Annotated in this window: 14 protein-coding genes; 4 read left to right on the plus strand and 10 right to left on the minus strand. The window is 56.5% G+C overall.

The features are described 5' to 3' along the window. On the plus strand, positions 1-1,082 hold a 1,082-nt coding region (locus ACW17M_RS22530), incomplete at its 5' end, for a transketolase-like TK C-terminal-containing protein (RefSeq protein WP_457548128.1). Positions 1,083-1,161: 79 nt separating this feature from the next. Here the strand turns inward: ACW17M_RS22530 and ACW17M_RS22535 are convergent. The 3 genes from ACW17M_RS22535 to ybaK all read right to left on the minus strand — a co-directional run bounded on the left by ACW17M_RS22535 (position 1,162) and on the right by ybaK (position 4,071). Next, positions 1,162-2,037: a PA4780 family RIO1-like protein kinase gene (locus ACW17M_RS22535; RefSeq protein ID WP_457548129.1), complete on the minus strand. Its 876-nt coding sequence runs from the start codon at positions 2,035-2,037 to the stop codon at positions 1,162-1,164. A gap of 33 nt (positions 2,038-2,070) precedes the next feature. Continuing rightward, complete coding sequence (dbpA, locus tag ACW17M_RS22540; RefSeq protein ID WP_190374810.1) at positions 2,071-3,504, minus strand: ATP-dependent RNA helicase DbpA; 1,434 nt, start codon at positions 3,502-3,504, stop codon at positions 2,071-2,073. Between the two features lie 99 nt (positions 3,505-3,603). After that, positions 3,604-4,071: a Cys-tRNA(Pro) deacylase gene (gene ybaK, locus ACW17M_RS22545; RefSeq protein WP_022522462.1), complete on the minus strand. Its 468-nt coding sequence runs from the start codon at positions 4,069-4,071 to the stop codon at positions 3,604-3,606. Between the two features lie 316 nt (positions 4,072-4,387). On the opposite strand from ybaK, the gene ACW17M_RS22550 reads away from it, so the two are divergent. Beyond that, on the plus strand, positions 4,388-4,573 hold the full coding sequence (locus ACW17M_RS22550; RefSeq protein ID WP_022522460.1) for a DUF3008 family protein: 186 nt from the start codon (positions 4,388-4,390) through the stop codon (positions 4,571-4,573). A gap of 63 nt (positions 4,574-4,636) precedes the next feature. On the opposite strand, the gene ACW17M_RS22555 is transcribed toward ACW17M_RS22550, so the two are convergent. Together ACW17M_RS22555 and ACW17M_RS22560 are read right to left on the minus strand one after the other, a co-directional pair. Beyond that, complete coding sequence (locus ACW17M_RS22555) at positions 4,637-4,909, minus strand: hypothetical protein (protein WP_022522459.1); 273 nt, start codon at positions 4,907-4,909, stop codon at positions 4,637-4,639. A 101-nt stretch (positions 4,910-5,010) separates the two neighbouring features. Beyond that, positions 5,011-5,877: a cation diffusion facilitator family transporter gene (locus ACW17M_RS22560; RefSeq protein ID WP_457548130.1), complete on the minus strand. Its 867-nt coding sequence runs from the start codon at positions 5,875-5,877 to the stop codon at positions 5,011-5,013. Between the two features lie 115 nt (positions 5,878-5,992). Here ACW17M_RS22560 and ACW17M_RS22565 point away from each other — a divergent pair, with 115 nt between their 5' ends. Both ACW17M_RS22565 and ACW17M_RS22570 read left to right on the plus strand, forming a co-directional pair. Next, entirely contained in the window at positions 5,993-6,862 is an 870-nt protein-coding gene (locus ACW17M_RS22565) for a LysR family transcriptional regulator (RefSeq protein WP_144811058.1), read from the plus strand. A gap of 216 nt (positions 6,863-7,078) precedes the next feature. Beyond that, on the plus strand, positions 7,079-8,488 hold the full coding sequence (locus ACW17M_RS22570; RefSeq protein ID WP_027958544.1) for a PhoH family protein: 1,410 nt from the start codon (positions 7,079-7,081) through the stop codon (positions 8,486-8,488). Positions 8,489-8,563: 75 nt separating this feature from the next. Here the strand turns inward: ACW17M_RS22570 and ACW17M_RS22575 are convergent, their stop codons facing one another. The 5 genes from ACW17M_RS22575 to ACW17M_RS22595 are packed head-to-tail and all read right to left on the minus strand — an operon-like array spanning position 8,564 to position 15,040. After that, on the minus strand, positions 8,564-9,547 hold the full coding sequence (locus ACW17M_RS22575) for a YihY/virulence factor BrkB family protein (RefSeq protein ID WP_457548131.1): 984 nt from the start codon (positions 9,545-9,547) through the stop codon (positions 8,564-8,566). 36 nt (positions 9,548-9,583) lie between these two features. After that, positions 9,584-11,356 carry a proton-conducting transporter transmembrane domain-containing protein gene (locus ACW17M_RS22580; protein WP_457548132.1) on the minus strand — a complete coding sequence of 591 codons (1,773 nt, stop codon included), beginning with the start codon at positions 11,354-11,356 and terminating at the stop codon, positions 9,584-9,586. Next, positions 11,353-12,858 (minus strand): complex I subunit 5 family protein, encoded by a 1,506-nt coding sequence (locus ACW17M_RS22585; RefSeq protein WP_457548133.1) that lies wholly within the window; start codon positions 12,856-12,858, stop codon positions 11,353-11,355. Before ACW17M_RS22585 ends, ACW17M_RS22580 begins: the two co-directional genes overlap by 4 nt. Continuing rightward, on the minus strand, positions 12,855-14,345 hold the full coding sequence (locus tag ACW17M_RS22590; protein ID WP_457548134.1) for a complex I subunit 5 family protein: 1,491 nt from the start codon (positions 14,343-14,345) through the stop codon (positions 12,855-12,857). The genes ACW17M_RS22585 and ACW17M_RS22590 overlap by 4 nt, the downstream gene beginning before the upstream one ends. Further along, positions 14,342-15,040: a hydrogenase subunit MbhD domain-containing protein gene (locus ACW17M_RS22595; protein ID WP_144811071.1), complete on the minus strand. Its 699-nt coding sequence runs from the start codon at positions 15,038-15,040 to the stop codon at positions 14,342-14,344. The genes ACW17M_RS22590 and ACW17M_RS22595 overlap by 4 nt, the downstream gene beginning before the upstream one ends. Positions 15,041-15,082: the final 42 nt, after the last annotated feature.

A 15,082-nucleotide genomic window follows, 5' to 3' on the forward strand; every position in this document is an offset into this window, starting at 1 on the left:
CCCGCTACGCGGAAGCCTTCCCCACAGAAGCGCGGGAGTTCACCCGCCGGATGAAACGTCAGTTGCCCGCGGAACTGCCCACCGAAGCCTTGATCGAGCAGGCCCAAGAGCGCGGCGAGACCATTGCCTCGCGTAAAGCCTCCTTTGAAGTGTTAAATGCCATTGGCCCGCAAATGCCGGAACTGCTGGGCGGCAGTGCCGATCTGGCGCCGTCTAATCTGACCTTCTGGAAAGGCGCCAAAGCGATCACCCCGGAAGACGCCAGCGGCAACTACCTGCACTACGGTGTCCGTGAGTTTGGCATGGGGGCGGTCATGAACGGCATCGCCCTGCACGGCGGTCTGGTACCTTACGGTGCAACCTTCCTGATCTTTATGGAGTACATGCGTAACTCGATTCGCATGGCGTCGCTGATGGGCCAGCAGGTGATTTACGTGTTTACCCACGACTCCATCGGCCTGGGTGAAGATGGCCCGACTCACCAGCCCATTGAGCAGCTCACCAGCCTGCGCACCACGCCGAATCTAAACACCTGGCGCCCCTGTGATGCGGTCGAAACCGCCGCCGCCTGGGATGCGGCGATTAAGCGTCACTCCGGCCCCACGGCGCTCGTACTGTCACGCCAGAACCTGCCTCACCAGCAGCGCACGAAGGCGCAGTTGGCAGCGATTCAAAACGGGGCTTATGTTCTTAAAGACCCGGTTCTGAAAGATAGCGAAGGCACGCCCAAAAAGCCGGAGTTGATTCTGATTGCCACTGGTTCTGAAGTCGGCCTGGCCATGGACGCCGCCGCCGAGCTCGAGCAGCAAGGCAAAGCGGTACGCGTGGTCTCCATGCCCTCGGCTTATCGCTTTAACGGCCAGGATGCCGAGTACCGTGAGAGCGTACTGCCTAAGGCGGTCACCAAGCGTATCGCCATCGAAGCCGCCCATGCCGACTACTGGTACAAGTATGTGGGTCTTGACGGCCGCGTGATCGGCATGACCACCTACGGTGAATCCGCACCAGCGGGGGATCTGTTCAAGCACTTCGGCTTTACCGTCGACAATGTGGTCAAGCAAGCGAATGAACTACTGGGTTAAATCTTAAAAGCAGGCAAAAGCTCGAACCTGGCTCCTCACTTTGCTGTAAAACGAGAGGAGCCAGCTTTATTGAGGCTGTTCAGTAAGGCTGCGGAATCTCGCCGTCGTCATCATCGTCGCGCATACGCGCCTGGTGTTCCGCCTCTTCCTCTTTGGCATCGTCGATGACTTCCATCAACTCATCGACGTTAGCAATATGTGTGTCAGCATCGAAGTGGCCTGTGAGCTTACTATCCGGATGCAGTTCACCGGTTTCGTACAGCGCCCACATCTCTCTCCCATATTCGGTATTCAGAAGCTCTGGCGCGAACTGGCCGAAGTAGTTGCGCATGTTATCCACATCGCGATACAGCATCGCGGCTGCGCTGTTATTACCGGCAGCGTCAACGGCCTGGGGCAGATCGATAATCACCGGGCCAGAGGCATCGACCAGCACATTAAATTCCGACAAATCGCCATGAATCAGGCCCGCGCACAGCATCTTAACCACGTCTTGAATAACCTTGGCGTAGTAGGTCTCGGCCTGCTCTGGCGTTAGCGTGACTTCGTCCAGGCGCGGTGCGACGTTGCCTTCGGCGTCGCTGATCATCTCCATCAACAGTACGCCGTCCACAAAGCCATGAGGCTCAGGTACCCGCACACCCGCCGAGGCAAGACGGTAGAGCGCGTCGACTTCGGCATTCAGCCACGCCTGCTCCTGCTCTTTCTGGCCGTAACGGGTTTTTTTGGCCATCGCCCGTGAACGGCGGCTGTTGCGCTCTTTACGTCCCTCTTGATACTGAACGGCCTGTTTAAAGCTACGCTGTTTGGCCTCCTTAAATACCTTGGCACAGCGTACTTCTTCACCGCAGCGCACCACGTAGACCTGCGCTTCCTTGCCACTCATTAACTGCACCAACACCTCGTCGATCATTCCATCATCGACCAGGGGTTGTAATCGCTTAGGGATTTTCATGGTTAGCTGCGTCGGCTCCTCTTTGGTACGCGTTCAATAACGGATACGGCGAACACGGAAAGCCCGCCCTTTTAATTTATCACGCTCGAGCTTGGCCTGAGCCTGCTGAATCACATCGCGGTCAACGGCCACATAGGCACTGCGGGCGAGCACTTTAATTTTACCCACTTGATCGCCGCGCAAGCCGCCTTCACTGGTCAGTGCGCCAAGAATATCGCCGGGGCGCAGCTTGTCTTTTTTGCCACCGGCTAACTGCAATGTCGCCATTAGCGGCTCGAACGGCACCGAGTGCTGCGGTTTAGGCAAGGGCTCAGTTTTAATCGCCTGCTCCAGCAACCCTTCCAGTCGCTCCAGCCGGTAACTCTCTTTAGGGGTTACCAGCGTACAGGCAATGCCACTGGCCCCGGCACGCCCGGTGCGACCTACCCGGTGCACGTGAACATCAAGCTCGCGGGCAATTTGGTAGTTAAACACGGCGTCCAGCTGGGCAATATCAAGGCCGCGGGCGGCAACGTCCGTGGCCACCAGAATAGACGCACTCTGGTTAGAGAACAGAATCAGAATGCGATCACGATCCTTCTGCTCTAAATCGCCATTGAGCGCCACGGCGCTAAAACCAGCATCGGTCAGTTGCTCAGCCACTGCCTGGGTTTCGCGTTTAGTGTTGCAGAATACCACGCTGGTCGCGGGCCGATAGACCAGCAGCAGTTGGCGCAGGGCGTCAAATCGCGCCTCTTCATTGGCAACACTGTAGAAGTGCTGTTGAATCGTCGTGGCGTCGTGCACCTCGGCGATTTTCACCATCACCGGTTCACGCATGACGCCACGGGTCATCTCGGTTAGACCGCCCGATGTCTGCTCGTCTGGGAAGGTCGCGCTGAACAGCAGCGTTTGACGGTCAGTTGGGGTCTCGGCAATGATGTCATCAATGGTTGCCTGGAAGCCCATATCCAGCATGCGATCCGCTTCATCTAACACCAGCATCGCGAGGGATTCCAGAGTGAGCGAGCCTTTGCGCAAGTGCTCGTCAATACGCCCTGGTGTGCCTACGACAATGTGTGCCCCGTGCTCTAAAGAGCCGAGCTGCGGGCCAAAGGGCGCACCGCCGCAGAGGGTCAGTATTTTTACATTGGCCATGCCGCGGGCTAAACGGCGCAGCTCTTCAGCCACCTGGTCAGCGAGCTCCCGGGTAGGACACAGCACTAGGCCTTGCACCGCAAAGCTCTCGACTCTCAATTTAGCCAGCAGTGCCAAACCAAACGCCGCCGTTTTGCCTGAACCGGTTTTCGCCTGCGCCAGCACATCGCGCCCGGCCAGCATCGGCGGCAGGCTCTCTGCCTGCACCGGCGACATTTCGTGGTAGCCAAGGGACGCAAGGTTGCTCAGCAGAGCTTTTGGCAACGCTAACGAGGAGAAAGAGGAGTCAGACACGATATTACCTTGCTTGGGCCACAGGTAGATGGCCATCGGAAAACAGCGCACGCAGCCTAAAAGACAAACGACACACGCAAATATTACCGCACCATACCAGAAAGTGCCCGGGGCTGCGCCGCCATCACAGTGACATCAGGTTGCCAGGGGCACAAAGGTAGCCTGACTCAGCGTGGCTAAATCCCCCGGGGCCAGCTCGATTTCAAGTCCACGACGCCCGGCGCTTACATAGATACTGGCAAAGCTTTCGGCAGAATGATCAATAAAAGTGGCCAAGCGCTTTTTCTGACCCAGCGGGCTAACACCGCCCAGCACATAACCGGTTGTGCGCTCTACTTCCGACGGTTCCGCCATGGTCGCTTTCTTTGCGCCGGCGGCTTTAGCGATCTGCTTTAACCCTAGTTGGCCATTCACCGGCACAATGCCTACCGCCAGCTGTTTACCATCCAGCTTTACCACTAAGGTTTTAAAAACCTGCTCCACCGCGACGCCCAGTTTTTCCGCCGCCTCCAATCCATAGGAGTGCGCGGTGGCGTCGTGATCGTACTCATGGATTTGAAAGGCAATGCCTGCGTGTTTCGCGCTATTAATAGCCGGTGTCATGTCGCTCTCTTCGTTAACAGGATTAATACGATGACGTTACTGAGTGAGCCACTTCGCCCGGTAGGTTAATAACGCGACAGGCAAATGGAAGTCAACCGGTGGCTGAGCATGAATGTTAGCACGCTATAAATGGAAAGCTGAGCGTGTAAATGAGCATTTCGAGGCGATTTTTAACGCAGTATTGTCGAGCGCAGTCAGTTTTCGTACAAAGCCTAGTACGCTATGAATGGAAAGCTGAGCACCAGTGACTATGCTTAAAAATGCAATGCTCAATAGTGCAGTAGGTAAACGGAAGCTAAATGAAAGGAGTTCAACAATGCCAGCAACCTCCAAGGCGCAACAGAAAGCGGCGGGCGCGGCACTATCCGCTAAGCGCGGAGAAACCAAGCCCAGTGAACTTTATGGTTCGTCTAAAGAGATGTATGACTCCATGAGCGAGGAGGAGCTAGAAGATTTCGCGAGTACACAGCGCAAAGGCAAACCGGAAAAGAAACAGGATTAACTATCCTCTTTGCGTATAAAACCGCCAGCTTAGCGAAGCTGGCGGTTTTGGTTTTACTAACGACTACTGCTTGCAAGGCACCACTTTACGCAGGGTGTCTTTTGCCCATAACGTTTGGCCATCCGGCGTACGGCCATGCTCATTCCAACGTTCGGCGGTTTCCAGGCAGAACGATCCGGCGCTTTCAACGCTCGCATCGCGGTTAGCCGGGCGCTCACCGCCAATCCGCATAACGTCAGGATTGTCGGTAGTATAACTTGGCGCAATGGTAGAGCTTGCACAGCCAGCGACCAGTGCGGTCAGTAGCAGTACGGGTAAACAGCGGCGCAGTGGCATGTTTTTACAACCCTCAACGTAGCACTATTAAGCCGACACCTATTGTCGGTAGCGCTAAATAGCACTGCCTGTAACAGAACGTCAATCTTTTTTCACCCTTCTCAGCCAGCGACTAAGGTAAGACTGGTAATAGGGCGCAGGTTTAGCCGTTTACAGCGCTTCTCTACACTCTCCACTATCTCTTGAGCGTCGTCGAACTGCTGCTTGTCGAGCTGGATATCGACCATTAAAAAGCTGCCCACCTGGGCCAGGCGCACATCGTCGGCAGAGACATCAAAGTCAGCTATATCCTCCACCACATCGCGTCGCACGCTGCTGCATGAACCGCCAAACATCAGCTCACGCAGTGCTCCCTTCACCATGCGAACCGGCATGGGCAAGAAGTAGCCTGCAATGATCAGCACCATCACCGGGTCGGCAAAGCGCGCGTAGCTGGCCCATGGCGACTGGGTTAACACCCAGGTAAGCCCAAACCCCAACATGACAGCGGCACTCAGCCAGGTATCCATCTGCCACTGACGTAGCTCGGCGGTCAACAGCGAAGAGCGCGCTACCCGGGCGTAGCGCGCCAGCCACCACCAAGTTAATAAACAACCCGTGACGTTGACCACGCCAAACATCAGCGCCAAATCCAGCGTGACCAACCGCCCACCATCGAGCAGGCTCCATAGCGCGGAGACCAATGACACGATACACACCATCGCGATCACTACGCCTTTGAGCAGCACTGCAAGCGGCTCTACCGTCAGCCGTCCAAAGGGGTAGTGTTCATCCGCAGGTTTACGCGCCTGCTGAAGTGCAAACAGAGACAACGATGCCAGCACAAGGCTCAGCAGCGAGTAGCCGCTGTCAAAAAGAATCGTTATAGAACCGCTGGTTAGCCCTAGCGTAAGCCCGGTAAACGCAAATAGGCTGGCTGAAATGGCTGAAAATCTTAGCGCACGGCGCTCGGCAACAAAGGGGGTCACGCGGATAACTCCATCACTTTAAGCGAATTATGCGCCATAATAGAGAAGAGTTATGACAATCACGAATCGCTCAGCGCCAAGTTAACTGGCGCTCAAGGCGTTAAACGAGGCGACTATGCGTGCAGAACAGGTACAGGCCTTTATTGATGTCACCGAGCATGGCTCCTTTGCCGCAGCAGCAAGACATACCGGCCTTAAACGGAGCACACTGAGTGCCGCCGTCAATGCGCTTGAGGATAGCCTGGGCGTGGCGCTATTTGAGCGTTCGGGCAATAGCCTAACGCTCACCGCCGTGGGCGATAGCGTGCTTCCTGACTGCTACCGCCTGCTGACCAGCGCAAGCCGAATCAAAAAACACTGCCACCAGCATTTGCAGGGCGTTGAAAGCCAACTCGGCATCGCCCGTGATGACGCCCTGCCCGAGGTGTTTTGGCGTCAGGTAATGCATGATTTAAAACAGCAGTTTCCGTTAACCGCGATTTCGGTGTACTTGGTGCCACCCCAGGAGCACACCCAGTTTGTGCAGCGCCAAACGGTGGATATTGCCTTTGGGCTGTATACCGCTGAAGGTATCGACGCCAACGCCGCCAATCTGGCCCCCGTCAGTATGCGGCTAGTGGCAGCGCCCCATCACCCGCTAAGCCGCCTCCCCAGCGTTAATCGCGACGACTTGGCCCAGTACACTCAAGTGTGTTTAACCCATGTACAGGACGACAAACTGATCAGCGAAGCGCTGTTTTCAGGTAATTACCTTGGGCTGACCATGTTTGAGGTGATTCGCGATGCCGTTATCAACGCTACCGGCTGGGCGCTGCTGCCTTACCCGCTGGTTAAAGGCGCCCTAGAGGCAGGCACGCTCTGCACGCTAAATCACGATCTAGTGCTAGACAGCCACTATTACCGCTATGTGGAGAGCGATAATCGTGGCGTGGTGGCCACCGCCTTGTTAAACAAGGTGGCGCACTTCTTAGCTTCCCAGAACTGATACCCGGGCGAGTACCAGGCTAATACTCAGGACTTGCTGACATATCGTTGAAATCTTTTTTGTGGAAAAAAACGCCAAAGCCTTCCACGCTATTAAAAAGAGCTAAATAAGGAGACGCCAGGACACGCCACGTGAGGAACACTGGTAAGTGTCATCCAGACGTAATACGCACCTGCCAGTGTCGAAGTTGCCGTCAACCAAGGAGTGATTCCAACGATGGTACGAATCGATAAGAAAGCCACTCGGCTGTATGTGTTGGACACCAATGTCCTGATTCATGACCCCACCGCGCTCTACCACTTCGATGAGCACGATGTCGTTATCCCCATGACCGTCCTGGAGGAACTTGATAAGCACAAAAATGGTGTACGTGAAATTGCCCGCACGGCTCGCCAAATCAGCCGTACGCTCTCCGACCTTACCAGCCAAGTCACCTTTGATGAGATCCAACGCGGCATTCCGATTCCCCGACTCAGTGGCGACACAGGACGCCTGCACTTTTTATGCTACAACGATTTAAAGCTGTTTGATTCCCTCGACGATAGCCCCGATAACCGCATACTGGCGGAAACCTGTCGCCTACGCGAAGAACGTCCTGACGCCTCGGTCATTCTGATCACCAAAGACATTAACCTGCGCGTTAAAGCCGCTGCGCTGAAAGTACCGGTGGAAGATTATCTCAACGACCGCGCTTTCTCCGACAGTGACGCCATGATTGAGGGCGCACAGGTCTACGCCTCCGCCGGCCAGCATGGCGCTTCACTGTGGGAAGCGTTGAATGTTGATGTCACAGTGGAACGACTCGATCACCACACTTTCTACCAACTCACCGGCACTATGCCCCGCCACTGGCACGTGGGCATGCTGGTCTCGGATAGCGAAAACGGGGCGGAGTTCGAAGCAATCGTTCGTGAACTGGGGCCCTCTTCGGCGCGCCTGCAATTGCTGACGAACTATCGCCACCACGCGGGCGTGTGGGGTGTTCACGCCCATGACAGTCGACAAAACTTCACGCTAAACCTACTCATGGATCCCGATATTGATCTGGTCACCATCGCCGGTAATGCCGGTACGGGTAAGACCTTTATGACCCTGGCCGCGGCCTTTCAGCAAACCCTGGATGCCAAGCTATTTGAGCGTATTGTGTTTACCCGCGCGCCGATCCCCATGGGGGAAGACATTGGCTTTCTACCCGGCACTGAGGAGGAGAAGATGTCACCGTGGATGGGTGCCTTCCACGACAATATGGATAACCTGCTGCGCAACGAGGAGGGAGAAACCAGTTGGGATAACGGCGCCACGCGGCAGTTGATTGGTTCACGGGTACAAATCCGCTCGCCGAGCTTTATGCGCGGTCGTACCCTAAACGACACCTTTTTAATCATTGATGAGGCGCAAAACTTCACCCCCAAACAGCTTAAATCGCTAGTAACACGGGCGGGGCGCAATACCAAAATTGTCTGTCTGGGTAACGTCGGGCAGATTGATACGCCCTATCTCACTGCCAACACCTGCGGTATGGCCGCAGTCGTTGAGCGCTTCCGTGATTGGCCCCACGCCGGGCATATTACGCTGAAAAGTGTTGAACGCTCGCGCTTGGCCCTGGCGGCAGAAGAACTGCTTTAAGCTTTCTTCTTTAAACCTGCTTTTTTTTAAAACCAACTGCCTCCCACCGCTGGTGGGAGGTGCTTCTCCACACCCTCAGGTATCGTTACTCTCCTCAATGTCCTTCCACGGCCGGGGGGCACCAATGGTATCCGCGGCAAACGCCTCGCGTTCACCTAACGGGCGCGCCTCGCCAATGGTGGTGTCAGTGAAGGTTTGCCGCTCCATCTCACAGTTGACTTCCGCACCAAACAGCACCACAAAGGCAGAGAGCCAAAACCATAGCATTAGCGCCACCACTGCCCCCAGTGAGCCATAAAGCTCGCTAAAGGTAGAGAAATAGCGCACGTAGAGCGAAAGCCCACCGGAACCTAACAGCCACATCCCCGTTGCCAGCAGCGTCCCATAACTTAACCAACTCCACTGGGCCGAGCGCCGATAAGGGGCGTAGCGGTAGAGCAGCGCAATCAGCATGCTCATCACCACTAACAGTGCAGGCCAGCGTAGCCATTGCAGGATTTGATCCAACGGAGGATTAATCTCCAAAGAGTTGACCAGCACCGGTACGATGGCAATAAACGCTAGCGAGATCAGCGTCATAAAAATCAAACCAAAAGTCAGCGCGACCAATACCGTACTACGGTGTAACAGGCTGCGTTTTTCAGTTTCGCCGTACACCACGTTAAGGCCAATAACCAGCACCGCCACCCCTTTGGAAGCGATAAACATCGCAATCAGCAGCCCGGCTAATGCGCCCAGAAAATTACCCGATTCCGCACTCTCCACGACCTTTTGAGCCTGCTGATCAATCAGTTTGGCAGCATCCGGCGGCATGAACCGGCTGATTTCATACAACTGCTGACCGGCTTCATAAGGGTCAAACAGTAACCCCCAGAGGGAAATAACCGCGGCGATAGTGGGAAACAGCGCCAGCAAGGCGTAAAAAGCCACACCGGCGGCCAGCATGGTCAGGCGGTTACGACGAGCGGCGCGCACTACCCGCCAAGTAATATCGTGCCAACCCCGCTGGGGAATATCACCGGGTACCTGCGCCCGGCGACCGCGCGGGAGCTTACCCATAGCAGGCTCCTGACAAGTACAGTCCACACAGTCGTCTCATCGCTGACCTTCCCACATCATTAGCGCCGCAAGCAGCACGGCAAGCAACATCATCAGCCCACTGACATGGTGACGCAACCAGGACTCCGTCGACAACAGGCGAGTTAAATGGCCCATTAATATCTCTTCAGTTTTTTGTGCGCTTGCCACACTCGCCGCTTTAAGCTTGGCGCAGTAGTGCCCAAGCCGCCGTATTGGCACCAATGCAGCGCCGACCATCCCCGCATAGAGCCACCATAGATCTCCCGCGGGGAGGGATTTACCCTTAAGCGGACGCGTTAATAGCCAGCCCACCGCGGCGAACAGTACCCCCACCGGGAATGGCCACATAATCCCCAACCACTCTTTAAGCGGCGGCATCTCGATACTCCCCGCAGGGAGGGGAAGCCAAAATGGCGTTAACAGCGCTGCCGCTATGGCAACTAACCAGGCGCCCCACTGCTCTCGGTTACTGCCTCCTTTATGGCGCTGCTGCCACTGACGCCATAAAGCAACGCTTACCAGAGCCGCGGTGCCAACAGCCGCCCAACTGAGTAGTTTGATTAACGATTCATGATGCATTTCGTAGAGTGGACTCTTCACCCCCCACTTGCTGATCATGCCCGCCCCAATGGCACCCGCCAGCGAGATACCCGGCAGTGCCAGCAAACCCCAGACCAACGGCAGCGGCCACCGGGGTAGATGCTCACTGATACTGGTGCCCATAAACAGTGAGCCTTTGGCCAGCGCGTGGTGGGCAGCAAACAGCACCAAGCCTGGCCACAGCAACGGCCACACCTCTGGCGCGACTAATCCCATGGCCACCAAAGCAGTCATCATGCCCATCTGGCTGATACTGGAGTAGGCTAAAACAGCTTTAGGATGACGCTGAAAAACGCCATACAGCGCGGCGCCAAACGCTGCCGCCAGCCCTGCCATTAACATGATGTTGCCAAACTGGGCTAAGGAAGCTGAAATCTGCTCATCACCTAACGGCAGCACACTAATCCAGCCCAGCAGCCCTGCTTTAATCATCGCTCCGCTAAGCACCGCGCTGGCAGGGGCCGGTGCCACCGGGTGAGCTAACGGTAGCCATACGTGTAAGCCAATAGCCCCTGCTTTCACGCCAAAGCCCAAGCACAACAAGGCGGCCATCCATGCGCCTTGCTCTGCGACTAAAATGCCTTCACGCAAGCCTTGCAACGTTAATGTGTCAGCTTCACCGGCTGCCCATAGAAAGCCGCCTATAATAAGCCCTTCACCCACCACGGCTAACATCAAATAGGCCTTGGCCCCCAGCCGCGCCTCTGCGGTACCGCTATGCACTACCAGTGCGTAGGCGGCGAAGGTCATCAGCGCAAAGCCTAGATAAAAACTGGCGATATCCTGGGCAATAATCAGTAGTACGTTGCCCAGCAGTGTCAGCGGCCAAAGCAGCGCTAAGCGCAACAGGCGTCGCTGAGTATCCTGATCCCCCTCCTGGGCCTTCGCCTGTTCCGTCGCAAAATAGCCCCTCGCGTGGATGGCTGCCAACCCCCAGAGCAGCGCGGTAAACGCAAGCCAGGGGCGGCTTAGCGAGTTAAGCGCCCATTCGCCGCCTAGCATCCAGGCATCCATCGTCCACTGCGCTTCACCGCCATAGGCTAGCAGCAGCGCTGGCCAAGCGGCGCTTAGCCATAGTGCTGAAAAATAGCTCTGATAAGCAGCCGGAGCGCGGTAGGCGCTCCATAGCGTCCAGCCGATGACGACCAGCGGCCAAAGTAGCGCCAGGGCAAGCAGCATGGTCATCATGGCAGATACTCCCCGTTGGCTACCCGAGCCGCCCAATCCAAGGGGCTAAAGGGGAGCCCGGCAAACAGCCCGGCCCCCAAACTCACCAAGGCGGTAAACACCATCGGTAACAGCAGCCAACTATGAGTTTCAAAACGGCCTAGACGCTGCTCTTTGGGCCAACTGCCTTTGCCATGGGCAGGCCCTGAACGGAACCATAAGCGGTGCACAATGGGCAAAAAGTACATAGCATTGAGGGTACTGCTCGCCACTAGCACGGCGACGACCCAATACATCTCGGCCTGAATCGCGCCAACGCCGAGGTACCACTTGGTAATAAACCCCGCCACGGGCGGAAGGCCAATCATGCCAAACGCGCCGATAGTAAACGCGATGCTGGTCAACGGCATACGCTTACCAGCACCGTCCATTTCATCAATACGATGGATCCCCAGCTCTTCGGCATAGTTGCCCGCACAGAAGAATAGCGTGACCTTCATTAAGCCCTGATGCAGCAAGTGCGCTAAAGCACCGACGGTGCCGAAAGGGCCAAACAGGCCTATACCGAGAATGACATAGGAGACCTGACTGACGGTGGAGAACGCTAGGCGGGGCTTGAGCTCCTCTTGGGCAATGGCCCTTAATGAACCATAAATAATCGTAAATGAGGCAGCTACCGCTAGCGCGGTAATAACGCCGAGCTCCACGCTCAGCTCAATGCCAAACAGGTCGTAAACTACCCGCAGAATCCCGAAAGCCCCCGCCTTCACCACCGCTACCGCGTGTAGCAGCGCACTCACCGGCGCGGGGGCAACCATTGCCCTGGGCAGCCACCCATGCAGCGGTACCATGGCCGTTTTTACCGCCAACCCACCCACTAGCAGGGCAAATATTAGCGTTAGCAGACCGCGATGATCGTTTAAATAGTCGCCCAACCCCTCTTCTGAGGAGAATGACTGATCCCCAGTCAGGCTATATAGCAACACGGTGCCAAGCAGCAGTACCACACCGGCGCTTAAGGTATAGCGCAAATAGACGCGCCCGGCATCGAGTGCTTGCTGGGTACCGTTATGAACCACCAAAGGGTAGGTGGAGAGCGTCAACATTTCGTAGAAAATCAGGAAGGTAAACAGGTTATCAGCCAGCGCAATGCCGATCGTGCTCGCAACGCAGAGGCTAAAAAAGCCAAAAAAGCGCTTCCGATTAGCTGAACCTTCCAAGTAGCCAATGGCGTAGATTGTGGTGCATAGCCAAAGCAGTGACGATAGTCCGGCGAACATCACCCCCAACGCATCGCTGCGCAGTACGAAATCAACGCCACCGATCACTTGAAAGCTAAAAATATCCTCATGCCCCGCGGCTACCCGCCTGACCATCAGCATAACCAGAATAATCTTAACGACAGCCGCCGCGAGGTTGATCGTTGTGCGCAGGCGCCGAGCGTCTTCCGGCAGTGCGAAAATAATCACCACCACCAGTAGCGAGGTCGCCAAAGCGGTCAGTGGTAACCAGGCGGCGTTCATGGGCTACCTCCATGCATCAATTCCAGCGGGAAGTGCGCCAATAGCCCTAGGGCGAACGCAATAAGGGCCAGCGTTAGTGCGATCATATCCATACCGGGCGCCAGAGGTTGGTAACGATGGCGAGGGGCCGTTTCGTCAAACGAGTAACGAAACAGGCGAAATATATAGGCCGCTGTTAATAGCGTACCGGTTAGTAGCGCCGCTACCGCCCACCACTGCTGGGTGATGATCATCGCCTGAAGCAGCATCCATTTGGCCGTGAAGCCAGCACTGGGGGGAAGGCCCATCAGAGTGATAGCGGCGATGCCAAACACCAGTAGCGAAAGCGGCAAACGGCGGCTGGTACCCGCCAGGCCTTTGAGCGTGCTCTCACCGGTGGCCAGTATTAGGTTGCCTGCGGCCATAAACATGGCGGCTTTGGCAAAGGCGTGGCCCATTAGCTGCAGCCAAAACCCCTCCCAGGCTAACGCCCGGGGCAGCGGCGCAATATCGGGCCCCAGCAGCAGCGGAAAAGCCACCATGAGATACCCCAACTGGGCCACAGTGGACGAAGCCACCAGGGTTTTAAGTGAATCAGTACGCCAGGCCAGTAACCCGCCCCATACAATCGCCAGTAGGCCTAGCCAGGCGATAACACGCGGGGCGTAGAAGGTTTCAGGTAGCAGAATGCTCCACAGCTGCAGCAGTATAAATAGCGACGCCTTGATCACCAGCGCGGCATGCAGCGCGCTCACGGGCGTCCAGGCATTCTCGTGCACCGGGGTCAGCCAGGCATGCAGCGGAAATAGCGCGGCTTTTAAGGCCAGCCCAGCACCAATCAGCGCGGCGGCGAACCACGCCACCGGCCCAGGCTCTACCACATCAGCCAAGCCCTGCAGATCCAATCGACCCCAGTGACCTAAAATCAACGCGACCCCGAGTAGATAGGTAAGCGAACCCACCAGCGCCAACAGCAAATAGCGCATTCCCGCCACGAGTGCGGGCACTTTGCCCGATAGCATCAGCATGCCAACCGCCGCCAGCCCCATTAGCTCCAGCCCGGCATAAAGGGTCAACAGATCGGTGGCCAGCCAAATTAACGACAACGCACTCAGTACAACGCCCATCAGCGGCCACAGCCAGCGTGCCAGCGGCCCGGTTTCGCTTAAGCGCAGATATCCCGGTGTATAGAGCGCTGCGGCAACGCCGATCACCTGGGTCATTAACAGCAGCAGCACGCTTAGTCCGTTTAAGCGTAGCGATAAGTGAACACCGGCTATTTCCCACTGCCAGCGGAGCAGACCCGCCTGGTCATAAGCAGATAACAGCATCCACCCGGACGCCAGAACTGGCAGGCTAGCCAGCGCCACAGGCCATGCCCGCTTAGGAGGAAAGAGTGCCGCCAGCATGCCCAGTAGTAGCGGCAAGCCAAGCGCAGCTAACAGCGCCCAATGGGTACTAGCAAGAGGTTCAAAGGTGCTCTCGAAAAGGCCAAAGCGCCAAATCATATGGCGCCCTCCTTGGGCTTACCGTCAGGCCCTAAGGCCTCGACCCCTTCCAGGTGCAAAAGCTGTCGAATTAGCAGCGCACCCAGCATCGTCCCCAGCCAGGCGACCAACAGCCCGACGCTAATTAACGCCTGAGCCGCCGCCGAGGTGCCCGCCACACCCGCCAGCAGCATAAATACCCCCGAGCCGAGAATATTGAACGCCAGCAAACGGCGCAGCAAATGACGGTGTAGTGCAAAAGCTCCCAATGCACTAGCGGCAATCACCACCCCCGCCAGCAGCAGTGGATGCTCTGAAGGTGAATACGCCATGTCAGCGATGACATAGCGGATTGCGGCACCGACCATGACAAACCAGGCCAGCGCCAACGCCACGCGCATCGCCACCCGCGACCAGGGCTCGCTAAATCTATCGCGCTCTAGAGGGGATGAAACACCTGGCGAAACGTGGCCCAGGGCATAAAAAAAACAGGCTCCTGTTAGCACAACGCCCAACACGAGTTCGGCAGCGGCGAGCCAGGGAGCCTCTAGCCGCCACCAAGCCAGCGTCATTGCCGCTGCAAAGGCGACAAAAAAGCAGCAGGCGCGCAGCAAGTGGCGATCAAACAGGCACACTAGCGCCGCCACCGTTAGGCATAGCGCCAGCAGCATTTCCATTGCTTCAAGAGGTTTCATCGCATCAAAGAAAGCTATCATTCGTTTTCGCTACATCCTTGCATCGGTCACGAATAGGACGAG

This window comes from Vreelandella sp. 2A-K22, assembly GCF_054065485.1.